At 66.2% G+C, this 23,368-nt stretch carries 25 protein-coding genes and 1 riboswitch; of the genes, 19 read left to right on the top strand and 6 right to left on the bottom strand.

Annotation, left to right across the window (positions count from 1 at the left end):
• Positions 1 to 18 precede the first annotated feature (18 nt).
• Both ACOQOU_RS04070 and ACOQOU_RS04065 read left to right on the top strand, forming a co-directional pair.
• Positions 19 to 1,392, top strand: coding sequence for an aspartate aminotransferase family protein (locus tag ACOQOU_RS04070; RefSeq protein WP_109766324.1), 1,374 nt, complete (start codon positions 19 to 21; stop codon positions 1,390 to 1,392).
• 78 nt (positions 1,393 to 1,470) lie between these two features.
• Positions 1,471 to 1,914, top strand: coding sequence for a hypothetical protein (locus tag ACOQOU_RS04065; RefSeq protein ID WP_306025776.1), 444 nt, complete (start codon positions 1,471 to 1,473; stop codon positions 1,912 to 1,914).
• Here ACOQOU_RS04065 and ACOQOU_RS04060 read toward each other — a convergent pair whose 3' ends face one another.
• Positions 1,915 to 2,496 (bottom strand): DUF922 domain-containing protein, encoded by a 582-nt coding sequence (locus ACOQOU_RS04060; protein ID WP_306025777.1) that lies wholly within the window; start codon positions 2,494 to 2,496, stop codon positions 1,915 to 1,917. It lies immediately after the preceding gene.
• A 450-nt stretch (positions 2,497 to 2,946) separates the two neighbouring features.
• Here ACOQOU_RS04060 and ACOQOU_RS04055 point away from each other — a divergent pair, with 450 nt between their 5' ends.
• From ACOQOU_RS04055 to cobM, 17 genes are all read left to right on the top strand, one after another.
• Positions 2,947 to 4,431 carry a cobyric acid synthase gene (locus tag ACOQOU_RS04055; RefSeq protein ID WP_306025778.1) on the top strand — a complete coding sequence of 495 codons (1,485 nt, stop codon included), beginning with the start codon at positions 2,947 to 2,949 and terminating at the stop codon, positions 4,429 to 4,431.
• A gap of 21 nt (positions 4,432 to 4,452) precedes the next feature.
• Positions 4,453 to 4,693, top strand: a riboswitch (cobalamin riboswitch).
• A 122-nt stretch (positions 4,694 to 4,815) separates the two neighbouring features.
• Positions 4,816 to 5,349, top strand: a complete 534-nt coding sequence (gene cobU / locus ACOQOU_RS04050; RefSeq protein WP_306025779.1) for a bifunctional adenosylcobinamide kinase/adenosylcobinamide-phosphate guanylyltransferase — start codon at positions 4,816 to 4,818, stop codon at positions 5,347 to 5,349.
• A 3-nt stretch (positions 5,350 to 5,352) separates the two neighbouring features.
• Positions 5,353 to 6,432 (top strand): cobalamin biosynthesis protein CobW, encoded by a 1,080-nt coding sequence (cobW, locus tag ACOQOU_RS04045; protein ID WP_306025780.1) that lies wholly within the window; start codon positions 5,353 to 5,355, stop codon positions 6,430 to 6,432.
• A 167-nt stretch (positions 6,433 to 6,599) separates the two neighbouring features.
• On the top strand, positions 6,600 to 10,646 hold the full coding sequence (cobN, locus tag ACOQOU_RS04040; protein ID WP_306025781.1) for a cobaltochelatase subunit CobN: 4,047 nt from the start codon (positions 6,600 to 6,602) through the stop codon (positions 10,644 to 10,646).
• Positions 10,643 to 11,035 carry a GFA family protein gene (locus ACOQOU_RS04035; RefSeq protein ID WP_306025782.1) on the top strand — a complete coding sequence of 131 codons (393 nt, stop codon included), beginning with the start codon at positions 10,643 to 10,645 and terminating at the stop codon, positions 11,033 to 11,035. Before cobN ends, ACOQOU_RS04035 begins: the two co-directional genes overlap by 4 nt.
• A gap of 2 nt (positions 11,036 to 11,037) precedes the next feature.
• Entirely contained in the window at positions 11,038 to 11,664 is a 627-nt protein-coding gene (gene cobO, locus ACOQOU_RS04030) for a cob(I)yrinic acid a,c-diamide adenosyltransferase (RefSeq protein WP_306025783.1), read from the top strand.
• A gap of 2 nt (positions 11,665 to 11,666) precedes the next feature.
• Positions 11,667 to 12,179 carry a hypothetical protein gene (locus ACOQOU_RS04025; protein WP_109766315.1) on the top strand — a complete coding sequence of 171 codons (513 nt, stop codon included), beginning with the start codon at positions 11,667 to 11,669 and terminating at the stop codon, positions 12,177 to 12,179.
• A gap of 11 nt (positions 12,180 to 12,190) precedes the next feature.
• Positions 12,191 to 12,397: a hypothetical protein gene (locus tag ACOQOU_RS04020; RefSeq protein WP_147393328.1), complete on the top strand. Its 207-nt coding sequence runs from the start codon at positions 12,191 to 12,193 to the stop codon at positions 12,395 to 12,397.
• Positions 12,398 to 12,427: 30 nt separating this feature from the next.
• Complete coding sequence (locus ACOQOU_RS04015; protein WP_245412919.1) at positions 12,428 to 13,672, top strand: NAD(P)/FAD-dependent oxidoreductase; 1,245 nt, start codon at positions 12,428 to 12,430, stop codon at positions 13,670 to 13,672.
• 62 nt (positions 13,673 to 13,734) lie between these two features.
• A complete protein-coding gene (locus tag ACOQOU_RS04010) occupies positions 13,735 to 14,163 on the top strand; it encodes a TerB family tellurite resistance protein (RefSeq protein WP_109766313.1) in 429 nt (142 codons plus the stop codon).
• A 227-nt stretch (positions 14,164 to 14,390) separates the two neighbouring features.
• Positions 14,391 to 14,585 (top strand): DUF6732 family protein, encoded by a 195-nt coding sequence (locus ACOQOU_RS04005; RefSeq protein ID WP_109766312.1) that lies wholly within the window; start codon positions 14,391 to 14,393, stop codon positions 14,583 to 14,585.
• On the top strand, positions 14,585 to 15,727 hold the full coding sequence (locus ACOQOU_RS04000; RefSeq protein WP_306025785.1) for a sirohydrochlorin chelatase: 1,143 nt from the start codon (positions 14,585 to 14,587) through the stop codon (positions 15,725 to 15,727). The genes ACOQOU_RS04005 and ACOQOU_RS04000 overlap by 1 nt, the downstream gene beginning before the upstream one ends.
• The gene (locus tag ACOQOU_RS03995) at positions 15,724 to 16,356 is read left to right on the top strand and encodes a precorrin-8X methylmutase (protein ID WP_306025786.1); all 633 of its coding nucleotides are present in this window, start codon (positions 15,724 to 15,726) and stop codon (positions 16,354 to 16,356) included. Before ACOQOU_RS04000 ends, ACOQOU_RS03995 begins: the two co-directional genes overlap by 4 nt.
• A complete protein-coding gene (cbiE, locus tag ACOQOU_RS03990) occupies positions 16,353 to 17,570 on the top strand; it encodes a precorrin-6y C5,15-methyltransferase (decarboxylating) subunit CbiE (RefSeq protein WP_306025787.1) in 1,218 nt (405 codons plus the stop codon). The genes ACOQOU_RS03995 and cbiE overlap by 4 nt, the downstream gene beginning before the upstream one ends.
• Positions 17,567 to 18,298: a precorrin-2 C(20)-methyltransferase gene (gene cobI, locus ACOQOU_RS03985; RefSeq protein ID WP_306025788.1), complete on the top strand. Its 732-nt coding sequence runs from the start codon at positions 17,567 to 17,569 to the stop codon at positions 18,296 to 18,298. The genes cbiE and cobI overlap by 4 nt, the downstream gene beginning before the upstream one ends.
• The gene (gene cobJ / locus ACOQOU_RS03980; protein WP_306025789.1) at positions 18,295 to 20,130 is read left to right on the top strand and encodes a precorrin-3B C(17)-methyltransferase; all 1,836 of its coding nucleotides are present in this window, start codon (positions 18,295 to 18,297) and stop codon (positions 20,128 to 20,130) included. Before cobI ends, cobJ begins: the two co-directional genes overlap by 4 nt.
• Positions 20,127 to 20,903 carry a precorrin-4 C(11)-methyltransferase gene (gene cobM / locus ACOQOU_RS03975; protein WP_306025790.1) on the top strand — a complete coding sequence of 259 codons (777 nt, stop codon included), beginning with the start codon at positions 20,127 to 20,129 and terminating at the stop codon, positions 20,901 to 20,903. The genes cobJ and cobM overlap by 4 nt, the downstream gene beginning before the upstream one ends.
• Positions 20,904 to 20,908: 5 nt before the next feature.
• On the opposite strand, the gene ACOQOU_RS03970 is transcribed toward cobM, so the two are convergent.
• Genes ACOQOU_RS03970 through ACOQOU_RS03950 form a run of 5 tightly spaced genes read right to left on the bottom strand, consistent with a single transcriptional unit; the run spans position 20,909 to position 23,287 of the window.
• Entirely contained in the window at positions 20,909 to 21,406 is a 498-nt protein-coding gene (locus ACOQOU_RS03970) for a VOC family protein (protein ID WP_109766468.1), read from the bottom strand.
• Between the two features lie 26 nt (positions 21,407 to 21,432).
• Positions 21,433 to 21,975, bottom strand: coding sequence for an SRPBCC family protein (locus tag ACOQOU_RS03965; RefSeq protein WP_306025791.1), 543 nt, complete (start codon positions 21,973 to 21,975; stop codon positions 21,433 to 21,435).
• Positions 21,965 to 22,444 (bottom strand): SRPBCC domain-containing protein, encoded by a 480-nt coding sequence (locus ACOQOU_RS03960; protein WP_306025792.1) that lies wholly within the window; start codon positions 22,442 to 22,444, stop codon positions 21,965 to 21,967. The genes ACOQOU_RS03965 and ACOQOU_RS03960 overlap by 11 nt, the downstream gene beginning before the upstream one ends.
• Positions 22,441 to 22,947 carry an SRPBCC family protein gene (locus ACOQOU_RS03955; protein ID WP_420578838.1) on the bottom strand — a complete coding sequence of 169 codons (507 nt, stop codon included), beginning with the start codon at positions 22,945 to 22,947 and terminating at the stop codon, positions 22,441 to 22,443. The genes ACOQOU_RS03960 and ACOQOU_RS03955 overlap by 4 nt, the downstream gene beginning before the upstream one ends.
• Positions 22,928 to 23,287, bottom strand: a complete 360-nt coding sequence (locus ACOQOU_RS03950; protein ID WP_306025793.1) for an ArsR/SmtB family transcription factor — start codon at positions 23,285 to 23,287, stop codon at positions 22,928 to 22,930. The genes ACOQOU_RS03955 and ACOQOU_RS03950 overlap by 20 nt, the downstream gene beginning before the upstream one ends.
• Positions 23,288 to 23,368 lie beyond the last annotated feature (81 nt).

The raw sequence follows: 23,368 nt of genomic DNA, 5'->3' as shown, positions 1-23,368 counted from the left end.
TCCGACAGGAGCATTTCCATGAGCTATCAGAACTTTTCCCGCGAGCAGATGCAGGCGATGGATGCCGCGCACCATCTGCACCCCTTCACCGACCATGCCGACCTGCGCGCGGCGGGCAGCCGCATCATCACCCGCGCCGACGGTCCTTATGTCTATGACGCGCTGGGCAACGAGATCCTCGACGCGATGGCGGGCCTTTGGTGCGTCAATGCCGGCTATGGCCGAAAGGAGCTGGTGGACGCGGCCACCGCGCAGCTGGAGGAGTTGCCCTACTACAATTCCTTCTTCCGCTGCACGACGCCGACGCCGGCGCTGCTCGCCGACCGGCTGGCGCGGATCGCGCCCGACCACATCAACCAGGTCTTTTTCGGTTCGTCCGGATCGGAGGCCAACGATACCGCGCTCAGGCTGGTGCGCCATTACTGGGCGCTGGAAGGCCGGCCGGAGAAGAATATCGTCATCTCGCGCGACTGGGCCTATCACGGCTCGACCATCGCGGCGACATCGCTCGGCGGCATGGCGGCGATGCACGAGCAGCTTTATGGCGCGGTGCCGAACATCCGCCATGTCATGTGCCCCTACGCGTTCGAACTGGCCGAACCGGGCGAGAGCGATCACGATTTCGGACTGCGCGCGGCCAAGGCCGTCGAGGACGCGATCGTCGAGGCCGGTCCGGACAATGTCGCCGCCTTCATCGGCGAGCCAATCCAGGGCGCGGGCGGCGTGAAGATCCCGCCGGCCAGCTACTGGCCGGAAATCCAGCGCATCTGCGACAGGTACGACGTGCTCCTGATGCTGGACGAGGTGATCACGGGCTATGGCCGCACGGGAGAATGGTTCGCGGCCCAGTCGATGGACATCGCGCCGGACACGATCACAACGGCCAAGGGCCTGACATCGGGCTATCAGCCCCTGTCGGCACTGCTGGTCGGCGACCGGATTGCCAAGACGCTGGTCGACAAGGGCGGCGAGTTCTATCACGGCTACACCTATTCGGGTCATCCTGTGGCCTGCGCGGTGGCGCTGGCCAACCTCGAGATCATCGAGCGCGAGGGGCTGATCGACCGGGTGCGCGAGGACACCGGCCCCTATCTGGGCGAAGCGCTGACGGCCGGGATCGGCGATCATCCGCTGGTCGGCGAGGTGCGCACGTTCGGCCTCCTGGCCGGCATCGAGATCGTCAAGGACCGCGACACGCGCGCCCGCTTCGAGCCCGAGGGGCATGCCGCGTCCGTTGTCCGCGATCACGCGATCGAGGGCGGTCTGATGATGCGCGCGGTGATGGACACGATGATTCTGTCGCCGCCGCTGATCTGGACGCGGGAGACGATCGACACGGCCGTCGACCGGATTCGCGCCGCGCTCGACAAGGCTGCAAAGGACCTGCGCTGAGCCCGGTCGCGTTCCGGATTTTCGCTGTTGTTGTGCGCTGCACTATGCTATGGTGCAGCGCACAATGAAAGGCATCAGATGACACAGGCACGCAAGGGGCGCGGCAGGCGGCCGATCCGGCACATGGTGGCCTCGAAGGCCTTTTACGACCGGCTGCCCCCCGGCGCCGAGCTTTTGATGCTGTCGCCGATGGTCATGGCGATGCGTCTGCCCATGGTCTTGTGGGAACTGTCGACGCCGCAATTCTCCGCCCGCCGCGGGCGGCCCGAAGGGCATCGGGCCGTGTTCGAGAAGGCGGCGGCTGTCGTCGAGAGCTATGGGGCCGCGCAGGCGGAAATGGCCCGCTCGGCTGCACTTTTCTGGATCGACGCCTTCTCCGGTGCCATGCCCGATCCGGATCGGCTGTCGCGCTCGCTGACCGATCTGGCCGATGCGAGCATCGAACCGCATGCGCGGCGTGTCCGGGCCAATTATCGTCGCCTGCGCGCCGATGGCCGCAAGCGCACCGCGCCGCAGCGCTGATCAGCTGTCGCCGTTGCTGGCCTTCCGAAGAAGCTGTTCGAGCCGTTCATGTTCGGCACGGTCGAAGGCGAGCTGTTCGGCCTGGTGCCGGCGCGCCATGCGCTTGACGACGCGCTCGGCGGATTTGTCGAGCGCCTCGCAGCTCTCGCGCGGCGGCAGCGCCTCGATCGCCTTGCCCAGCTCCCGGGCATAGCGTTCGGCGATCTGAACATGCATATCCTCATGGGCCCTGGCATAGCGGGCCAGCGAATCCCAGGCCGCGCGCAGTTCGCGATCGCGGCTCGTCGCCCGCTCCTTCCAGCGCGGCAAGGTGATGTTGGCATCGATCCGGAACAGGGCCTCCGTAAAGGCGCAGCCCGCATCGGTCTGGTCCTGCTGGACGGACACCGGCACAAAACGGATCGCCGCGACGGCCAGCGCATGGCCCTGCATCGGTCCCTTGCGGCGGATGTCGCGGTCAAGGGCCTCGCTCGTCGTGCCCGAAACCAGATAATATTCGGTGGTCACGTTGGAGGCGGTGCTGGTGCAGGCCGTCAGCGCCAGCGCCACAAAGCCGGTCAGGAGCATTCGCTGCAGCCGCATTAGCCGGACCGTTTCGGTTTATTGACCATGGCGCACTATAGACCGTTCGGCGGCCGATCTGAACACGGAAATTGCCGCAGGCCATGCGCCGCCCATCTGCAAAAAAGAGCAGTCCCCCCAAAATTCCACGGGTCGGAGCGGGCAATTTTCTTGCCGGAACGGCGCCGAAAAGACCGATGTTCAGCTTTTGCTAAGGTCTCATCAACCTGCTGGTAACGTTGTTCCCCTAAAGCTGTGTCCCGAGGCGACAACACGGCCTCACGGCCTCCGGATCAGGTACTGCGTACCGGAGCTCCTGTTTTCCCCGGCGTTTCGGGGATGTGTGTGGTGTGATGCAAAGCCGCGGACGATCATGACGATCGACGCGGTTTTTCATTGCGCCAAAGCCTCTTGCCGCGCGATCGGCGAAACCGCTTTTCAACGCCGCCCCAACCGGTCTAACCAAGGCCGATGACGCGCGCGCTGATGTTTCAGGGAACAGGCTCGGATGTCGGCAAGTCGGTGCTGGTCGCCGGGCTCTGCCGCCTTTATGCCCGGCGCGGCCTGGCCGTTCGTCCGTTCAAGCCGCAGAACATGTCCAACAATGCGGCGGTCGCCGACGATGGCGGCGAGATCGGCCGCGCGCAATGGCTGCAGGCGCTGGCCTGCGGCGTGCCACCCTCGGTGCACATGAACCCGGTGCTGCTCAAGCCGCAGAGCGACACGGGCAGCCAGATCGTCGTGCATGGCAAGGTGGCCGGCACGGCGCGCGGCGCCGACTACAAGCGCAAGAAGCCGCAATTGCTCGATGCGGTGCTGCACAGTTTCCGGACCATCGCCGCCGAGGCCGATCTGGTTCTGGTCGAGGGCGCCGGTTCGCCCGCCGAAATCAATCTGCGCGCCGGCGACATCGCCAATATGGGCTTTGCGACGCGCGCCGGCGTTCCGGTCGTCCTGATCGGCGACATCGACCGGGGCGGGGTGATCGCATCGCTGGCCGGGACCCACGCGATCCTTTCGCCCGAGGACCGGGCGATGGTCGTCGGCTATCTGATCAACAAATTCCGGGGTGACGTGTCGCTGTTCGATGACGGGTTGGCGGCGATCACCGATTTCACCGGCTGGCCCTCTTTCGGGGTCGTGCCATGGTTGGCCGATGCAAGGCGTCTGCCGGCCGAGGATTCGGTCGGTGTCGAAATGTTCGGCGGCGCGAACCGTTCCGGCGCCGTCAAGGTCGCCGTGCCGCTGCTTGGGCGGATCGCCAATTTCGACGATCTCGACCCGCTGGCCGCCGAAGAGGGCGTCAATGTCGTCATGGTGCCGCCGGGCGATCCGATTCCCGGCGATGCGCATCTGATCGTCATTCCGGGAAGCAAGTCCACCGTCTCCGATCTCAAGGCGCTCGACCGGAATGGCTGGCGCCGGCAGATCGTCGACCATGCGCGGCGTGGCGGCCATGTGGTGGGGCTCTGCGGTGGCTATCAGATGCTGGGCCGTGTGGTGCGCGACCCGAAGGGCATCGAAGGCGCGCCGGGCGAGGCCGAGGGTCTGGGTCTTCTGGACATCGAGACGGTGATGCATCCGGCCAAGACCGTCCGCAACGCGTCGGCCCGGTCCGTCGTGCACGATGTGCCGCTGACGGGTTATGAAATCCATCTGGGCGAAACCATCGGTCCCGATTGCGCGCGTCCGGTCGCGATCATCGACGGCCGTCCCGATGGCGCGATCTCCGCCGACGGCCGGGTGATGGGCACCTATCTGCACGGCCTGTTCGACGCGGGCGGGTTCCGGCGCGCCTTTCTGGCCGGTTTCGGAATTGGAGCCGAGGCGGTCGACCATCGCGCGCGGATCGAGGCCGCCGTGGATGCGATCGCCGACGAACTGGAAACGGTGGTTGCCGCCGATGCGTTGCTGGAGGCGGCACGGCCGGTGCGATGCCGTTCCGATTTGCGTTGACTTTGATTTGCCGCGCCGCCTAACGTCGTGCCGATGACCGGTTCCGCCAAGCATATGTGCGGCGGATGAAAAGGGAATGCGGCGGGCGGACCCAAACAGGGCGCCCTCATCGCAGCCGACCCCGCGACTGTAGAATGGCGCGGACGTCCATCGCCGCTTCGTGCGGCGGCCACTGGAGAAATCCGGGAAGGCGGGGCGCTCCGATCCGGGCACTGCCCGGTCGCCATGAGCCAGGAGACCTGCCGATCGCAACGAAACCTCACGGGGCGGGCGTTCCCGGACAGGCGCTGCGCGACCCCATGCGGATCAATGCGATCCTCCTGCGGCCCACCGCGACGGCACTGTTCACCCGAACGCCGGTCCCGCAACGGGCGAGGCTGACATTTGACCGGCGAACCGGCTCTCAGGGACGGTGTGACACTGGTGCTCGGCGGCGCGCGCTCGGGCAAGTCGGGGTTTGCCGAGCGCCTCGTCGCCGGCTCGGGCCTTGACCCCGTCTATGTCGCCACGGCCCAGATTTTCGATGAGGAAATGCGCGAGCGGATCGTCCATCACCGGGCGCGGCGCGGCGCCGAATGGCGGCTTGTCGAAGAGCATGACGCGCTCGAATCCGTGCTGTTGCGGGAGGCGATTGCAGGTCAGGCGGTGCTGGTCGATTGCCTGACGCTCTGGGTCACGAACCTGATGCTCGCCGAAGCCGACATCCGCGCGCGGTCGTTTGCACTGCTCGACGCGCTTGGCGCGTGCGCGTGTCCGGTCGTGCTGGTTGCCAACGAGGTGGGCCTGGGCATCGTGCCGGACAACAAGATGGCGCGCGACTTCCGCGATCATGCCGGGCGGCTGAACCAGGAGATCGCCGCCCATGCCGACACGGTCCATTTTCTGGCAGCCGGGCTGCCGCTGACACTCAAGGGGTGAGACATGCTCAACGCGAAGATACCGGCCACGGTGATCACCGGATTTCTGGGCGCCGGCAAGACGACGATGATCCGCAACATGCTGCAGAATGCCGGCGGCAAGCGGATCGCGCTGATCATCAACGAGTTCGGCGATCTGGGCGTCGATGGCGACGTGCTGAAAGGCTGCGGCATCGAAACCTGCACCGAGGACGACATTGTCGAACTCACCAATGGCTGCATCTGCTGCACGGTGGCCGACGATTTCGTGCCGACCATGACCGCGCTGCTCGAACGCGAGAACCGGCCCGATCATATCGTCATCGAGACGTCCGGGCTGGCGCTGCCGCAGCCGCTGGTGGCGGCCTTCAACTGGCCGGACATCAAGACGCAGGTGACCGTCGACGGCGTGGTGACCGTGATCGATGCGGCCGCCGTCGCCGAAGGGCGCTTTGCGAGCGACCATGACGCCCTCGATGCGCAGCGCGCCGCCGATGACAGCCTCGATCATGAAAGCCCGCTTGAGGAACTGTTCGAAGACCAGATCCGCGCCGCCGACATGGTGGTGCTCAACAAGGCGGACCTCGTGGATGAAGCGCGTCTCGAGGCGGTGCGCTCAAACGTGGCCGGACAGGTCGACCGGCCGCTCAAGGTGATCCATGCGAGCCACGGCGATCTGCCGGTCGCGGTGCTGCTCGGCCTTGGGGCGGCGGCCGAGGATCATATCGGCATGCGCAAATCGCATCATGAGATGCACCATGCGGACGGTCACGCGCACGATCATGATCACGACGATTTCGACAGTTTCGTCGTCGAGACCGGCGCGGTGGGCAATCCGGAGGGGTTCGTCGGCGGGCTGAAAAGCGTGATCGCCGATCATGACATTTTGCGCCTAAAGGGCTTTTGCGCCGTGCCGGGCAAACCGATGCGGCTGGTCATCCAAGCGGTCGGCGGGCGCATCGACACCTATTTCGACCGGCCCTGGGCGCCGGACGAAACGCCGTCAACGCGGCTGGTCGTCATCGGACTGCACGGCATGGAGCGATCCGCGATCGAAGCGGCGATTGCGGCGGCGACGCTGCCAACCGTGGCGGCGGCCGAGTGACCAGGGTTTTTGGCACACCGCCCTCTGTCCCTCCGGGACATCTCCCCCACAAGGGGGGAGAGCAGGCGCAAGTGGCTCGGTTTGGCATCCACTCTCCCCCCTTGTGGGGGAGATGTCGGCATGGCCGACAAAGGGGGGTGTGGATGCTATCGGGGGTGCATGGCTGAATGCATCTGCTGCTGGCACAGAAGGGTTCGGTCGGCGAGGGCGAGGACGAAGCGGTCGATCTCGGCCAGACGCCCGGCGACATCTGCGTCCTGTCGGCGGCGGACACGGAGCTTGCGAGCCTTGCGGCGGCTCATGCCGCGCGCGGCGGCGCATCGTCGCTGCGCCTCGTCAATCTGATGCAGCTTCGCCATGCAATGAGCGTCGACACGTGGATCGAGCGCACCGGCCGGCATGCCAGATTGGTCGTTGCGCGGCTTCTGGGCGGGCAATCCTATTGGGGCTATGCGGTCGAAGCGCTGCGTGCGGCGGCGGACCGGCACGGCTTCGCGCTGGCGCTGCTGCCTGGCGACGACCGCCCCGACCCGCAGCTCGATCCCTATTGCACGGTGGGTGCCCAGGACCGGACACGGCTCTGGGCGCTGCTGCGCGAAGGCGGCCCGGCCAATGCGCGCGGGTTTCTCGATGCGTGCCACGATCTGGTCGCGGGGCGCGCGGTCGCCACCGAGGCCGTGCCGCTATTGAAGGCAGGGGTGTTGGACATACCCCCCTCTGTTGACTTCGCCAACATCTCCCCCACAAGGGGGGAGAGTGGGTTCGCTTCATCGTCGGTCGGCTCACGCATCGTCGGGCAAAACACTGAAGTCGAGGCAGGTCCTCGTCCTCCCCCCATGTGGGGGAGATGTCCCGAAGGGACAGAGGGGGGTGGCTTCGAAGCGATGTCCGACCCGACGCCGCGCGTCGACCCTCCCCAAAAAAGCGTGCAGGGCCGCGCCGCCATCATCTTCTACCGGGCGCTGGTCCAGTCCGGCCAGACGGCGCTGGTCGAAGCGATGGCCGAGGCGCTTGCGGCACGCGGCATGGCGGTGACGCCGATCTTCGTGTCCAGCCTCAAGGACGAGGTGTCGGCGGCGACGGTCGCGCGGCTGTTCGAGACAGACCCGCCGGACATCGTCGTCAACATGACCGGTTTTGCAGTCTCGACGCCGGGCGCGGAGCGGGTGCCGACCGTTCTCGAAGCGACCGGCGCTCCCGTGCTGCAGGCGGTGCTGGCCGGCGGTTCCGCAGAGACTTGGACCGAGTCCAGCCAGGGGCTTGGCGCACGGGATCTGGCCATGAATGTCGCGCTGCCCGAAGTCGATGGCCGCGTCCTGTCGCGGGCAGTGGCGTTCAAGGCCGCCGAGACGTTCGACGAGGCGACGCAATGCAACATCGTCCGGCACAGGCCGGTCGCCGACAGGGTCGGTTTCGTCGCCGATCTTGCCGCCAACTGGGCGCGGCTCAGGCGCACGCAGCCGGCCGAACGGCGCGTCGCGCTGGTGCTCGCCAACTATCCCAACCGGGACGGGCGGCTTGCCAACGGTGTCGGCCTCGACACGCCGGCGGGCACGGTGGAAGTGCTCAGGGCGATGAAAGGGGCGGGTTACGATGTCGGCGATTTTCCCGCCGATGGCGATGCGCTGATCGACCATCTCAAGGCCGGGCCGACCAATGCGGCAACGGAAGGCCGGGAGTTCCGCGAGACGATTTCCTTGAGCGAATACAAGACCTTCTTCGAAACGCTTCCGGTTGAGAATCAGATTCAAGTCACCGAGCGCTGGGGCGCGCCGGAGGACGATCCGTTCTTTGTGGACGGAGAATTCGCGCTGCCGCTGACACGCTTTGGCAATGCGTTTGTCGGCATCCAGCCGGCGCGCGGCTACAATATCGATCCCAAGGAAAGCTACCACTCGCCGGATCTCGTGCCGCCGCACGGTTATCTGGCATTTTACGCCTTCCTGCGCCGGCAGGCCGGTGTCCATGCCATCGCCCATATGGGCAAGCATGGCAATCTGGAATGGCTGCCGGGCAAGGCGCTGGCACTGTCGCAGACCTGTTTTCCGGAAGCGGCACTCGGCCCCGTGCCGCACATCTATCCGTTCATCGTCAACGATCCGGGCGAGGGGAGCCAGGCCAAGCGCCGGACATCGGCGGTGATCATCGATCATCTGACCCCGCCTTTGACACGTGCCGAGAGCTACGGTCCGCTCAAGGACCTCGAAGCGCTGGTCGACGAATATTACGAGGCGGCGGGCAACGATCCGCGCCGGCTGCGGCTGTTGAAGACGCGCATTCTCGATCTCGTGCGTGACATCGGGCTCGACCATGACGCGGGCATCGGGGCGGATGAGACCGACGATGCGGCGCTCGAAAAGCTCGACGCCTATCTGTGCGATCTGAAAGAGATGCAGATTCGCGACGGGCTGCATGTCTTCGGCAAAGCGCCGGAAGGCCGGCTTCTGACCGATCTGACCGTGGCGCTGGCAAGGGTCCCATCGGCCGATCAGGACAGCCTTCATCGGGCGATCGCGGCCGATGCGGATCTGGTGCGTTCGCCCCAAACCTCCCCCTTGAGGGGAGGTCGGAGAAGCGAGCGCAGCGACGCTGATCCGGGTGGGGGTAAAATCGGTGGCAAACCCCCACCCGGCTCGCCTGCGGCTCGCCGACCTCCCCTCAAGGGGGAGGTGGAAGCTGCGACCTTCGACCCGCTCGATTGCGCCATGGGAGAGCCTTGGCGCGGGCCAAAATCTGACATTCTGCGAACACTGTCCGACGATCCATGGCGGACCAATGGCGACACGGTGGAGCGGATCGAGCTGCTCGCCGCGAAGCTGGTCGGAGGCGAGATCGACTGCCCCGCCGATTGGGCACGGACGCGCGGTGCCCTCGACCATGTACGTTTTGCGCTGCAACCTTCGGTCACCGCCTGCGGGCCGGCCGAGATCGAGGGCATGCTGACCGCGCTCGACGGACGTTTCGTCGCGCCCGGCCCGTCCGGCGCGCCGACGCGCGGGCGGCCGGACGTCTTGCCGACAGGCCGCAACTTCTTTTCCGTCGACAGCCGCTCCGTCCCCACGGAAACCGCGTGGGAACTGGGCCGCAAGTCCGCCGACCTTCTGGTTACGCGCCACGTGCAGGACCATGGCGAGTGGCCCACGTCGCTGGGGCTCACCGCATGGGGCACCTCGAACATGCGCACGGGCGGCGACGACATCGCCCAGGCGTTGGCGCTGATCGGCGCCAAGCCGGTCTGGGACGGTGCGTCGCGGCGCCTGACCGGCTACGAGATCATCCCGCTGGCAAAGCTCGGCCGGCCGCGCGTCGACGTCACGCTGCGCATTTCCGGTTTCTTCCGCGATGCCTTTCCCGACCAGATCGCGCTTTTCGACAAGGCCGTGCGCGCTGTGGGCGCGCTCGGCGAAGACGAAGCCGATAATCCGATCGGAGCGCGGATGCGGGCAGAACGCGCAAAACTGGTTGCGGAGGGCATCACCGACGCGGAAGCGGACCGCCGCGCGGGCTTTCGCGTGTTCGGCTCCAAGCCCGGCGCCTACGGCGCGGGGCTGCAGGCGCTGATCGACGAAAAGGGCTGGAACGACAAGGCCGACCTGGCAGAAGCCTATCTGGTCTGGGGCTCTTATGCCTATGGCGCCGGGGCGGAAGGAGCGCGCGAGCGCGGCCTTTTCGAAACGCGCCTGTCGTCGCTCGAGGCTGTCGTCCAGAATCAGGACAATCGCGAGCACGATCTGCTGGATTCAGACGATTACTACCAGTTCGAGGGCGGCATGACAGCGGCTGTCGAGACACTGACGGGCAGTCGCCCGGCGGTCTATCACAACGACCATTCCCGGCCCGAGCGCCCGGTCATCCGTACCCTTGAAGACGAGATCGGCCGGGTGGTGCGCGCCCGCGTCGTCAATCCCAAATGGATCGCCGGCGTGATGCGCCACGGCTACAAGGGCGCGTTCGAGATGGCGGCGACGGTCGATTACATGTTCGCCTTTGCGGCCACAACTGGCGCGGTTCGCGACCATCATTTCGACGCCGTCTACCAGGCCTATCTGGTCGACGACGAGGTGCGCAGCTTCATTGCGGACAAGAACCCCGATGCGCTGGCCGAGATGGCCAACCGCCTCGCCGAAGCGATTGCACGGGGCCTGTGGACACCGAAGTCCAATTCGGCGCAGTTTGATCTTGAGGCTCTCGCCGGAGGAACCGTGACGCCATGACAAGCAAGACGGGACGCTGCCTTTGCGGCGCGGTGCGCTACGCCTTTGCCGGCGAGATCATCTGGACGGGGCATTGTCATTGCGAGAGCTGCCGGCGCGCGACGTCGTCGCCGGTCACCAGCTTTTTCGCCGTTCCAAGGGACGGGTTTTCTTTCACCGGCGACGAGCCGGGCGCCTATCGCTCGTCGCCCAATGTCATGCGCCGGTTTTGCCGGACCTGCGGCTCGCCTGTTGCCTATGAATGGGACGGCAAGCCCGGGGAAGTCCATCTGTACACCACCAGCCTCGACGACCATTCCGATTTCGTGGCCGGGCGGCACGATTTCTGGAACGAACGCGTTGCATGGCTGAATGTGGTCGACGACTTGCCCAAGCACGAGGATGAGTGACCATGAACCAGGTTGACGATCACGAGGACGATGCTGTCCGCCATAATGCCAAGATGGCCAAGAAGAAGGCGGCGCGCGACAAGATCATGGCCACCAAGACCGACGAGAAGGGGCTGGTCATCGTCCATACCGGCAAGGGCAAGGGCAAGTCGACGGCGGCCTTCGGCATGATCTTCCGGCACATCGCCCATGGCCGTAAATGCGCGGTGGTCCAGTTCATCAAGGGCGGCATGGAGACCGGCGAGCGCGACCTGATCGGTCGCCATTTCGGCGAACTGTGCGAATTTTACACGATGGGCGAGGGGTTCACCTGGGAAACCCAGGACAAGAAGCGCGACATCGAGATGGCGCGCGCGGCTTGGAAGAAGGCGAAGGAGCTGATCCGCGATCCGGACAACAAGATGGTGCTGCTCGACGAGATCAACATCGCCATGCGCTATGACTATGTGCCGGTTGAGGAGGTGGTCGAGTTCCTGCGGGAGGAAAAGCCGCCCATGACCCATGTCGTTCTGACCGGACGCAACGCCAAGGACGAGCTGATCGATCTCGCCGACCTCGTCACCGAAATGGAACTGGTCAAGCATCCGTTCCGCTCCGGCGTCAAAGCGCAGATCGGGGTGGAGTGGTAGGCTTGGTCGATCCCGCCGGACGCATGGCCCGGCCTTCGGGCTCGGCAGACCGATATTGGGTCGAGTTCGTGATCGCAATGATCATGCTCGTCATTGCCATCTGTATCGGCGTGCTTGCGGGCCTGACGGCGCTTCCGGACGTGACGCTCGATCATGTGCGGACATTTGCCCTGATCGCGACCGCGGTCGGCGGATTCGCGCTTGCCATATGGCGCGCCACGATTGCCGATCGTTCGCGGGCCATCGCCGAGGAACGACGCTTGAACGAATTGCGCCGGTGGTATTTGCAGCGCTACAAGGAGGCACTCGACCTTATCCTTGCAAGCGGGCCGGACGGGCAACCCAACAGCGCGTCGGTGACGGCAGGCGTCCGCTATCTCGACCTTATCATCGATGAGTTGCGTCTTGAGCAATTGCCGGGCGGGTATCCCGAACTTGTCAATGCTATCTACGACACCTATTTTAGTACGGACCTTGGTTTCAACGGGCCGCCCGAAGAACAGCAGGGTGAATGATGGAAAACGCTGTGGCTGAGAAGACAAGTTCGCGCAAGTCGATCAGACATGTCCTTTTGACGCCGGGATTAGCGCAGCAATTGTCGCGCCAGCAATTGTTGCGGGGCATGAAGCTTCTCGGCATGCCGGTGGACGATGCGTCGACGCGTGACGACATATTGCGTGTTTTGGAGCAGGGTCCGGACGAGGCGGGCCGAACATCTGCGGGCGCCAACTGATTTGCACAATCATCACCCGGTAGTCGTGTCGTGAAGGCCGACGTCGCCGTCATCGGCGCAGGCATGGTCGGCGTCTCGACGGCGATTGCCCTGGCTCGGCGAGGCGCCGATGTGGTGCTGATCGACCGCCGGGCGCCGGGCCGGGAGACGAGCTTCGGCAATGCCGGCGTGATTCAGCGCGAGGGCGTTCACCCCTACCTGTTCCCGCGCAGCCTTTCGAAACTGATCGCCTACGCGCTGAACCGGCGCACCGAAGCGCATTATCACCTGTCGTCGCTGCCGGCGGTCGCGCCGTTCCTGTGGCGCTACTTCCGGGCTTCGAATCCCGGATCGGCGCGGCGCACCTATGAAGCCAACATTCCGCTCTTCGGCGGTTGCCTCGACGCCCATGCCGATCTTGCGGCCGAGGCAGGTGCGGAAGAGCTCATCGCGAAAAAGGGCTGGCTGCGCGTGTTCCGATCGGACGCGGCGCTGCGCGCGGTTGCCGGCGAACTGGCCGAGCTTGAAGGGTTGGGCCTGTCCGTCTCGACGCCCGACGCAGCGGCGCTTGCTGCGCTCGAGCCGCATCTGAAGACCGACCGGCTGGCCGGCGCCGTCCATTATGAAGACCCGTGGACCTGTTCGGACCCGGGCGCCCTGACCGGCGCCTATGCCCGCCTGTTCGAACGGCTCGGCGGCGAAACCGTCGAGCGCAACGTGGCCGGACTGGGGCGCGACGGGGACGGGTGGCGTGTCGAAACCGACCATGGCCCGGTTGCGGCCGGGGCCGCCGTTCTTGCCGCCGGGCCCTGGTCGAAAGCGTTGCTCGAGCCGCTCGGTCTCAATCTGCCGATGGGCATCAAGCGCGGCTATCACCGCCATTACGCGCCGGCCGGAAACGGCTATCTGACGCGCACCATTGTCGACGACGAACATGGATTCGTCATGGCGCCGATGGCGCGCGGTGTGCGCGTGACCTCGGGCGCCGAGTTCGCCCGGCACGATGCGCCGCCGACGCCGGTGCAACTGGACCGGGCGATGCCCCACGCCCGCGCGCTGTTCGATCTGGACGAAGCGGTCGACGACGAAGCCTGGATGGGAGCGCGGCCGGTCTTTCCCGACATGCTGCCGGTGATGGGCGAGGCGCCGGGACTGCCGGGCCTTTGGCTGAATTTCGGCCATGGCCATCAGGGCTTCACGCTCGGTCCCGTTGCGGGCCGTCTGGTGGCCGCAATGATGACCGGCCAATCGCCGGACTTCGATCCCGTGCCCTATCGGGCAGGGCGTTTTTCGTGAACGGCGTTGGGCCTTGCGGCGAATCCCGGTAAACTATGCGATGTGCCGAGTTGGAGGGGGCGATGGCAGGGGGAATAATCGACACGATCCGGTCCATGCTGGACCGCGAGCGCAATGTGCGGCTGGTGGCGAGCGACCCGGCGCTGACGGCCGAACTGCTGCTCTTGTTCCGCATGATCCTCGCCGATGGCACCGTCACCGGCGAGGAGCTTGATACGTTCAAACGCATCTGCAGCGAGGCGTTCGGGCTCGATCCGGAGGCGATGGACGGTGTCTACCAGTATCTTCACGATTATGCCTACGAGACCAGCGACATCCAATCCTCGGCGGTGTTTCTCGATCTGCCGCTGGAGCGCCGCAAGGCGCTGCTCGACCACATGATCGCCATCGCCGAAGCGGACCATGCGATCGACCAGAAGGAAATGCGGCTTCTGGAACGCACCGCCGACATGCTCGACTTCGATCTCAAGGGCACGCCCACCGCCGAGTGATGGCGCATTTGGCGTGATCTGTGCCGCCGCGCCGATTGACCGGCACGGTGCTTGACCCTAACGTCGCGCCGTTGCCGGCAGTGCCACGCGTGCGTGGCCGAACGGTGTCCGTCCGCGCCGACCCAATCCGGGAGCGCCAGGGCGGGACTGCCGCGTGGATCGCCCGTCGCTCGGTGCCGGGTCGGACCTGTTGGTGACGAACGCTCGAACCGACAGGAGACCGATCCATGACCCGCATCCGCCTGCCCCTCGCCGCCGCATTTTCGCTTGCCGCCACCGCCGCATTCGGCCATCCGGGCCACGTCGAGGAAGTGGCCGGCCATACGCACTGGCTCGGCTGGGGCGCGGCCGCCGCCGCGCTGCTGGTCGTCGCCGGCGCGCTGGTTCTCGGCTATCGCGCCGTCTTGCGGCGCAACCGCTGATGTTCGAAGGTGCCCCCGCGGGCAAGCGCTACGGCATCATGATCTGCGGCCATGGCAGCCGCAACCAGAATGCGGTCGGCCAGTTCGCCCGGCTTGCTGAGCGGATGCGCGAGCGCTTTCCCGACACGCCGGTCGATTACGGTTATCTGGAATTCGCCAACCCGGTGATCCATCAGGGGCTCGACGCGCTCAAGGCGCGCGGCGTCAACCATGTGCTCGCCGTGCCGGGCATGCTGTTCGCCGCCGGTCACGCCAAGAACGACATCCCGTCGGTTCTGAACACCTATCAGGCGCAGAACCGCGACATCGTTGTCGATTACGGCCGCGAACTGGGCATCGATCTGCGCATGATCCGGGCCGCCGGCGCGCGGATCGAAGAAGCGCTTGCCGCCCATGGCTGGCAAAAGGGCGATCCGCTGCACGACACGATGCTGGTCGTCGTCGGCCGTGGCGCGTCGGACCCCGACGCCAACTCCAACGTCGCCAAGGTCATGCGCATGCTCTGGGAAGGCATGGGGTTCGGCTGGGGAGAGACAGCCTATTCGGGCGTGACGTTCCCGCTCGTCCAGCCGGCGCTCGACCATGCGGCCAAGCTCGGCTACCGGCGCATTGTCGTCTTTCCCTATTTCCTGTTCACCGGCGTTCTGGTCAAGCGCATCTACAGCCATACCGATGCGGTGGCTGCCGCTCATCCGGAGATCGAGTTCATCAAGGCGGGCTATCTGAACGATCATGGGTTGGTGATCGACACGATGGTCGAGCGGGTACGCGAGATCGTCGAAGGCACCAACAACATGAACTGCCAGATGTGCAAATATCGCGAACAGGTTCTGGGGTTCGAGGCGGAAGTGGGGCTGGCGCAGGAAAGCCACCATCATCACGTCGAAGGGGTCGGCGGCGCGCCGGAGAACTGTCCGTGCAATGGCGATTGCGATGCGCGGTGCCGTGACGAAGCGTTCTGCAAGGAGCATGGCCTGCCCTGGACGCCGGTGCACAGCCACGATCATTCCCACAGCCACGCGCACGGTCATGACCACGATCACGGCCACGATCATCGCCATGACCATCATCACCATCCCTATCCGCAGGCGGATCATCCGCTTGGCCCCAAGAGCATGGATCAGGCGAAGGCGGGCCGATGATCGACTATGTCCGGGCGCCCGAGGCCATCTATGAGCGCTCGTTCGCGGAGATTTCGCGGATCGATGCGCTTGCGGCGCTGCCCGAGGACATCCGTCCCGTCGCCACGCGCATCGTTCATGCCTGCGGCATGCCCGACGTGCTCGACGATCTGCGCTTCAGCGACGACATGGTCGAGCGGACGCGCGCGGCGCTGGATGCGGGTGCGGACATCTATTGCGATGTGGAAACGCTGCGCCATGGCGTCATGCGGCACCTTCTGCCCGATGGCTGCGCGTTGCATTGCCGGATATCGGCGCCGGACGTTGCAGCCCATGCAAGGCAGCACAAGATGACCCGCGCCGGCGCACAGGTCGATCTGTGGGGTGACCGGCTGGAAGGCCAGGTCATGGCGATCGGCAATGCGCCGACGACCCTGTTCCGGCTCATGGAACTGATCGACCGGGGTGCCGTGGGCCGGCCAGCCGCGGTGATCGCGTTTCCGGTCGGGTTCGTCGGCGCCGCCGAAAGCAAGGATGAACTGGTGCGCGACCCGCGCGGCATGGGTTATCTGACGCTTTGCGGCAAGCGCGGCGGCACGGCGATGGCGCAAGCCGCGGTCAACGGGCTGGCCGGCGGGCTTGCGACATGAGCGATCAAACGTCCGGACGCGCGTGGCTGCAGGTGATCGGCATCGGCGAGGATGGCATGGACGGGCTGTCGCCGGCGGCGCGGCGCCTGGTCGAGGATGCCGAGGTGATCATCGGCGGCGACCGGCATCATGATCTGATCTTCAACAATCTGGCCCAGCGGATTTCCTGGCCGTCGCCGTTCGACGCGATGATCGAGACGATCCGCGGGCAGAAGGGCAAGCGGGTCGCCGTGCTCGTGACCGGCGATCCGCTCTGGTACTCGGTCGGCGCGCGGCTTCTGAAGGCGATCGATGCGTCCGAGATCGTCTTTCACCCGCAATTGTCGGCGTTCCAGCTTGCCGCCTGCCGCATGGGCTGGTCGATCCCCGATGTCGAGACGCTGACCGTGCACGGAAGGGCGGCGGAACAGATCGTGCCGTTCTTCGCGCCGGGATCGCGGCTGCTGGTCCTGACCAAGGATGCGACATCGCCCGGTACCATCGCGGCGCTTCTGGCCGAGCGCGGCTATGGCGCCTCGACCATGACGGCGCTCGCCGCGATGGGCGGTCCGGACGAGGCAATCATGCATGGTTCCGCCGAGCATCCGCCGAAGGGCGTGCCGGATTTTCATACGCTTGCCATCGAATGCATTGCCGGGCCGGATGCGGTGATCCATCCGCGCACGGGCCTGCCGGACGATGCCTTTGCCCATGACGGCAAGATGACCAAGCGCACCGCGCGGGCACTGGCGCTGGCCAAGCTGGCGCCGCATCGGGGCGCGCTTTTGTGGGATGTGGGCGCGGGGTGCGGCTCGATCGGCATCGAATGGATGCGCGCGGCGCCCGAAGCGCGTGCGATCGGCATCGAACCCAAGGCCGAGCGGCGTGCGATGGCGGCACAAAACGCGCTGACGCTCGGCACGCCCAAGCTCGAACTGGTCGACGGCGAGGCGCCGGCTGCGCTTGAAGCGCTGGACCCGCCCGATGCGGTGTTCGTCGGCGGCGGCGTGTCGCGGCAGACGATCGGCGCCTGCATGGTCGCGCTCAAGCCGCTGGGCCGGCTCGTCGCCCATGCGGTGACGCTGGAGAGCGAAGCGGTATTGCAGGCGGCCTATGGCCAGTTCTCCGGCGAATTGCAGCGCATATCGGTGGAGACCGCGTCGCCGGTCGGCCCGTTCGAGGGCTGGAAGCCGGCCATGCCGGTCACGCAATGGTCGTGGGTCAAGAAGCCATGACGACGGGCACGCTCTACGGCGTCGGCGTCGGCCCCGGCGCGCCCGACCTGATCACGCTACGCGCCTGGCGGCTTTTGACCGGGGTTCCGGTGATCGCCTGGCCGGCGCCGGGCGATGGCGACAGCTTCGCCCGATCCATCGTCGCCGGCTGCATCCGTGCCGATCATGTCGAGATCCCGATCCGCGTGCCGATGCGCACCGAGCGTTTTCCGGCGGCCGAGGTCTATGACGCCGCGGCTGTCGAGATCGCCGCCCACCTCGATGCCGGCCGCGACGTGGCGGTCCTGTGCGAGGGAGACCCGTTCTTTTTCGGCTCGTTCATGTATCTGTTCCAGCGCCTGTCGGACCGCTATCCGTTTGAGATCGTACCGGGTGTGTCCTCGGTGATGGCGGGCGGGGCGGCTATCGCCCGGCCGCTGGCGGCACGCAACGAGGTGTTCAGCGTGATCCCGGCGCCGCTCGGCGATGACCGGATCGAAGCGCAGCTTGCCGCGTGCGATGCCGCCGCGATAATCAAGGTCGGACGGCATCTCGGCCGCATGAGGGCGCTGCTCGACCGCTGCGGGCTGACCGCGCAAAGCTGCTATGCCGAGCGGCTGACGCTCGAGACCCAGAAGCTGGCCCGGCTCGACGACATGCCGGGCGATGCGGCGCCCTATTTCTCGATGATCCTCGTCTACAAGGGCGACGAGGCCTGGCCGTCGCCGGTGCTGGAGACAGGCTCTTGAGCGCGTCAGAACCCGTCATTGTGGCCCTGAGCGAAGCGGGGTTGCCGGTCGCGCGCAGGGTTGCCGAATCTGTCGGCGGCGCGGTGCATGGCGCGCGCAAGCGCGTGCGCGCCGACAGGGCCGATCTGCTTTTCGACGATGCGGGCGATCATCTGCGCGCGCTTTACCGCGATAGCCGGCCGCTTGTCGCGGTGATGGCCGCCGGGGCGCTGGTGCGGCTGCTGGCACCGGTGCTTGCGGACAAGAAGGCGGAGCCGCCGGTGATCGCCATTGCCGACGATGGCAGTGCGGTCGTGCCGCTTCTGGGCGGGCATCGCGGCGCCAACGATCTGGCGCGCAAGGCGGCCGATGCGCTCGGCATCAAGGCCGCGATCACGACGGCGGGCGATGTCCGGTTCGGCGTCGCGCTCGATGCGCCGCCCGAGGGTTATGTGCTGGCCAACCCGGCGCATGCAGCCGGGTTCATGGCCGATCTGGTGGCGGGTCACAGCGTGGCGCTGGACGGCGCGACGGACTGGCTGACGGGCTCCGGCCTGCCGATCGCGGCCGATGCCGACCGACGCATCGCCGTCACCGACAACGCCGATCCGAGTGCCGCCGACCGGCTCGTCTATCATCCAAGGCATCTGGCGCTGGGAATCGGCTGCGAGCGCGGCTGCGATCCCGACGAAGCCCTGTCGCTGGCGCGCGCTACACTTGCCGGGGCCGGCTTTGCAGAAGCCTCGGTGGGCGTGATCGTCTCGCTCGATGTGAAGGCGGACGAGGCGGCGGTGCACGCGGTGGCCGGCCATTTCGGCGTTCCGGCGCGGTTCTTCGACGCGGCCACGCTCGACGCGGAGACGCCGCGCCTGGCCAATCCCTCCGACATCGTCTTTGCCGAGGTTGGCTGCCATGGCGTGGCCGAGGGTGCGGCGCTGGCGGCGGCGGGGCCGGATGGCGCACTCGTGATCGAGAAGCGCAAGAGCGCGCGGGCGACGTGTGCGGTCGGCAGGGCGCCGGAACCTTTCACGCCGGGCCATTTGCCGGGGCGGGCGAGGGGCCATCTGGCCGTGGTCGGTATCGGGCCGGGGGGAGATGGCTGGCGGTCGCCCGAGGTCACGGCCATGGTGCGCCGTGCGAGCGATCTGGTGGGCTATTCGCTCTATCTGGACCTGCTCGGCACGCTGGCGGATGGCAAGGCGCGGCACGATTTCGATCTTGGCCGCGAGGAGGATCGCGTCCGCCACGCGATGGAACTGGCCGGGCAGGGCCGCGACGTGGCGCTGGTCTGCTCCGGCGATGCGGGCATCTATGCGATGGCGACACTGGTCTTCGAACTGCTCGACCGGGGCGGACTGAGCGACGGCGCGACGCGCATCGGCATTGATGTCGCGCCCGGCATCTCGGCTCTTCAGGGTGCGGCGGCGCGCGCCGGCGCGCCGCTCGGCCATGATTTCTGCACCATCTCGCTGTCGGACCTTCTGACGCCGTGGGAGGACATTCAGCGCCGGGTGCGCGCGGCGGGCGAGGGCGATTTCGTCGTCGCCTTCTACAATCCCGTCTCGAAGAAGCGGCGCACCCAGCTTGCCTGGGCGCGCGACGAACTGCTGCATCATCGGCCGGCGGATACGCCGGTCATCCTGGCGACCAATCTGGGGCGCCCCGGCGAAGCCGTGCGCATGGTGCCGCTCGCCGAATTGCAGGTGGACGATGTGGACATGCTGACCGTGGTGATCGTCGGCTCGTCCGATACGCGCACGGTCGGCACGGGCGACGGGCGCCGTTGGGCCTATACGCCGCGCGGCTATGCGGGCAAGCGCGGCACGCAGATTGCAGGAGACATCGGCCAATGACCGTCCATTTCATCGGCGCGGGGCCGGGCGCGCCCGATCTGATCACCGTACGCGGGCTGAGGCTGATCGAACGCTGCCCGGTCTGCCTATATGCCGGATCGCTGGTGCCGCCCGAGATCGTTGCGGCCGCCCCGGAGGGCGCGCGTGTCCTCGACACGGCGCCTATGCATCTCGACCAGATCGTCGCCGAGATCGAAGCGGCCCATGCAGAGGGGAAGGACGTGGCGCGCGTGCATTCGGGCGATCCGTCCATCTATGGCGCGACGGCCGAACAGATGCGGCGGCTGGAGGCGCTGTCGATCCCTTATGAAGTGGTGCCCGGCGTGCCTGCGTTCGCGGCTGCCGCGGCTGCGCTGAAGACCGAGTTGACCCTGCCCGAAATCGCCCAGACCGTGATCGCGACGCGCACTGGCATGAAAGCGTCGTCCATGCCCGAGGGCGAGCAGCTTGACGTCCTCGGCCAGTCGGGCGCGACGCTCGCTATCCATCTGTCGATCCGCAATCTCGATTACATCCGCCGGGCGCTGGAGCCGCACTACGGCGTGGACTGTCCCGTGGTGATCGCCTATCGCGCGACCTGGCCGGACGAACTCTATATCCGCACCACGCTGGCCGAGATGAAGGCGCAGGTGCGCGCGGCAAAGATCACGCGGACGGCGCTGGTGCTGGTCGGCCCGGTGTTCGGCAAGACAGAGTTCCGCGACAGCGATCTCTACAATGCCGATTTCGCCCATGTGCTGCGCAACAGGGGCAAGAAGGCCAAGGCGGGCTGAGGGCTCTAGCTTGGCGACCGGTCGCCGCGCCGGGCGGCGTCGATGGCGGCCACATCGATCTTCTTCATCGTCAGCATGGCGTCGAAGGCGCGCTTGGCCTCGGCGCCGCCATTGGCCATCGCCTCGGTCAGCGTGCGCGGGGTGATCTGCCAGCAGACGCCCCATTTGTCCGTGCACCAGCCGCATTGGCTCTCCGCACCGCCATTGCCGACAATGGCGTTCCAGTAGCGATCGGTTTCCTTCTGGTCGGTTGTGGCGATCTGGAAGGAGAAGGCTTCGCCGTGCCTGAAGTAAGCGCCGCCATTGACGCCGATGCACGGGATGCCGAGCACCGTGAATTCGACCACCAGGACATCGCCTTCGCTGCCCGAGGGGTTGTCGCTCGGCGCGCGCTGGACGGCGCCCACCCAACTGTCGGGAAAGGTCTCGGCATAAAAGCGCGCCGCTTCCTGCGCCTCGCCGTCGAACATCAGGCAAATCCGGTTGGCGGGAATTACGCTCATCATCGGTCTCGCTTCTGGGGCATGTGTCACCGGGGCTGGGTTTCGAGCAGACCATCCAGCTTGGTGAAGCTGCCGGACCAGCCCTGTTCGGCGCCCATTTTCAATGCCGCGTCGCGCGCTTCGGGCGATTTGAACGTCTGGCGCATGGTCTGGCGGGTGCGTCCGCCGGGGAGCGGCTCAAGCGTCACTTCCATGACGATGTCGACGCTTGTTTCCCGCTCGTCGGCCGCCATGAAGCTGTTGTACTGCTCCATCCAGTCGTCCGGATACTCCTCGCTGCCGCCGGCGGCGACCAGCCGGTGTGGCGGATCGAGCGCGACGATCGTCGATTTGATCGGATAGTCCTGATCGAATTCGGTCCCCTCCGGCCCGCGCATGATCGCCTGCCAGCGGCCGCCGACCTTGGGCTCCACGACGCAGTCGTGATTGGTGAAACCCTCCGGCCCGAACCAGCGCGCGAGCAGGTCCGCCTCCATCCAAACGCGCCACAGCAGCTCGGGCGGCGCGTCGAACTCGCGGATCAGAACAATATCGCTGCCGGGCATTTCGAGGATCGTTTCAACCGGCATGGCGCGGCTCCTTTGCGGTTTCGGCCTCGATCACCTCGGCGAGCTTGTCGATGGAGGCCTTGGTACCCATGGTCCGGTCGGCGAGGTTTTCGCGCCCGTCGATGAAGGCGATCGATTCGACAAAGCGCATCTGCGTCTTGCCGCCCGTTTCCTCGAACTCGACGCTGGTCGCGGCGACCGAGGCGACGTTTTCATTGTCGGCGGTGACGGTGGTGAAGACGATGCGCTTTTCGGGCACCACTTCGGGATAATGCGATGTGAAGTGCACAATCATCTCGTCGCCCGGTCCGCAACGGCAGACCTCCGTGCCGCCGGAGCGCAGGTCATAGTTCTCGAACACCATGGTCCAGCTTGACGACGGGTTTTGCCATCGCTCGCGTAGCGCGGGGTCCGACCAGGCGCGCCAGACCAGCGCAACCGGCGCCTCGAATATGCGCTCGATCTCGATCTTTTCGTGGGCGACGGTCATCGGGCTGCCTCCGCCAGCGTTGCGAGATGTTGTTCGAGGTGGCCAAGCGTCTGGGCCCAACCTTCGCGGTGGCCGTCGCGGCTGCCCGTGTCGGGCAGGCCGGACATGACAAAGCGCATATGCGTCTTGCCATGGCGCGCCTCGAAGTCGATGGCGATCAGATGTTCGCTGCCGCCGCCGCCCGACGGCGTTTTGGTCCAGCGATGGGTGAAAACGAGGCGTTGGTTTTGCACCACCTCGCGATAGGTGCCGCCCACATGCCATTCGGCGCCGTCGGACTGATCGCGCATTTTCGACCACCATTTTCCGCCCACCGAGACATCGGCGTCCTGCTCGATCAGAGCGAAGCGTTCGGGCAGCATCCAGACGTCGACATGCGCCTTTTCCGTGAAGCATCGCCAGACCAGGTCCACCGGCGCGTCGAAGACGCGGTCGATGGTGAAGGCGGTCGCGGAGCTGTCGTCATCCGGCGCGCTGGCGGATTCATTTGGATGGGTCACCATGATCCTCCTTTGCGTCCGCGGTCGGCGTGGACTGCAACTGCGCAAGCAGGGCATCGAGCCGGTCGAAGCGCGCCTCCCATAGCTTGCGGTAATCGGCGAGCCAGTCGGACGCTTCCTTCAGCGGCTCGGGATTGATGGTGCAGGGGCGGAACTGGGCCTGTCGGGAACGCTCGATCAGGCCGGCCTTCTCCAGGACCTTCAGGTGGCGCGAAAAACCGGGCAGCGACATGTCGAACGGTTCGGCAAGTTCGGTGACGGTCGCTTCGCCCTTGTCGGCCAGTTGCGCAAGGACCGCGCGCCGTGTCGGATCGGCCAGGGCGGCGAAGGTTGCATCGAGCATTTGGGGGTCTGAATTATTTAGCATATCAGTTAATTAACATAAATGCTAAATAGATGCAAGCGCCGCCCTTGGCATGAGCGC

It is taken from the genome of Oceaniradius stylonematis (assembly GCF_965223445.1).
In the GTDB taxonomy this organism is placed as follows: domain Bacteria; phylum Pseudomonadota; class Alphaproteobacteria; order Rhizobiales; family Rhizobiaceae; genus Roseitalea; species Roseitalea stylonematis.
Note: the sequence above shows the minus strand (reverse complement) of the source record. Positions and strands in the feature narration are given on the sequence as shown.

Bases quoted from the DNA above. Each gene is read 5' to 3' on its own strand.
- cbiE (WP_306025787.1), top strand. From the start codon at position 16,353: ATGAGCGATCAAACGTCCGGACGCGCGTGGCTGCAGGTGATCGGCATC.
- cobO (WP_306025783.1), top strand. From the start codon at position 11,038: ATGAACCAGGTTGACGATCACGAGGACGATGCTGTCCGCCATAATGCC.
- ACOQOU_RS03960 (WP_306025792.1), bottom strand. From the start codon at position 22,444: ATGACCGTCGCCCACGAAAAGATCGAGATCGAGCGCATATTCGAGGCG.
- ACOQOU_RS03970 (WP_109766468.1), bottom strand. From the start codon at position 21,406: ATGAGCGTAATTCCCGCCAACCGGATTTGCCTGATGTTCGACGGCGAG.
- cobW (WP_306025780.1), top strand. From the start codon at position 5,353: ATGCTCAACGCGAAGATACCGGCCACGGTGATCACCGGATTTCTGGGC.
- ACOQOU_RS04060 (WP_306025777.1), bottom strand. From the start codon at position 2,496: ATGCGGCTGCAGCGAATGCTCCTGACCGGCTTTGTGGCGCTGGCGCTG.
- ACOQOU_RS04000 (WP_306025785.1), top strand. From the start codon at position 14,585: ATGTTCGAAGGTGCCCCCGCGGGCAAGCGCTACGGCATCATGATCTGC.
- ACOQOU_RS03965 (WP_306025791.1), bottom strand. From the start codon at position 21,975: ATGCCGGTTGAAACGATCCTCGAAATGCCCGGCAGCGATATTGTTCTG.
- ACOQOU_RS04005 (WP_109766312.1), top strand. From the start codon at position 14,391: ATGACCCGCATCCGCCTGCCCCTCGCCGCCGCATTTTCGCTTGCCGCC.
- ACOQOU_RS03955 (WP_420578838.1), bottom strand. From the start codon at position 22,947: ATGGTGACCCATCCAAATGAATCCGCCAGCGCGCCGGATGACGACAGC.
- cobN (WP_306025781.1), top strand. From the start codon at position 6,600: ATGCATCTGCTGCTGGCACAGAAGGGTTCGGTCGGCGAGGGCGAGGAC.
- ACOQOU_RS03995 (WP_306025786.1), top strand. From the start codon at position 15,724: ATGATCGACTATGTCCGGGCGCCCGAGGCCATCTATGAGCGCTCGTTC.
- ACOQOU_RS04055 (WP_306025778.1), top strand. From the start codon at position 2,947: ATGACGCGCGCGCTGATGTTTCAGGGAACAGGCTCGGATGTCGGCAAG.
- ACOQOU_RS04035 (WP_306025782.1), top strand. From the start codon at position 10,643: ATGACAAGCAAGACGGGACGCTGCCTTTGCGGCGCGGTGCGCTACGCC.
- cobI (WP_306025788.1), top strand. From the start codon at position 17,567: ATGACGACGGGCACGCTCTACGGCGTCGGCGTCGGCCCCGGCGCGCCC.
- ACOQOU_RS04010 (WP_109766313.1), top strand. From the start codon at position 13,735: ATGGCAGGGGGAATAATCGACACGATCCGGTCCATGCTGGACCGCGAG.
- ACOQOU_RS04070 (WP_109766324.1), top strand. From the start codon at position 19: ATGAGCTATCAGAACTTTTCCCGCGAGCAGATGCAGGCGATGGATGCC.
- cobM (WP_306025790.1), top strand. From the start codon at position 20,127: ATGACCGTCCATTTCATCGGCGCGGGGCCGGGCGCGCCCGATCTGATC.
- ACOQOU_RS03950 (WP_306025793.1), bottom strand. From the start codon at position 23,287: ATGCTCGATGCAACCTTCGCCGCCCTGGCCGATCCGACACGGCGCGCG.
- ACOQOU_RS04065 (WP_306025776.1), top strand. From the start codon at position 1,471: ATGACACAGGCACGCAAGGGGCGCGGCAGGCGGCCGATCCGGCACATG.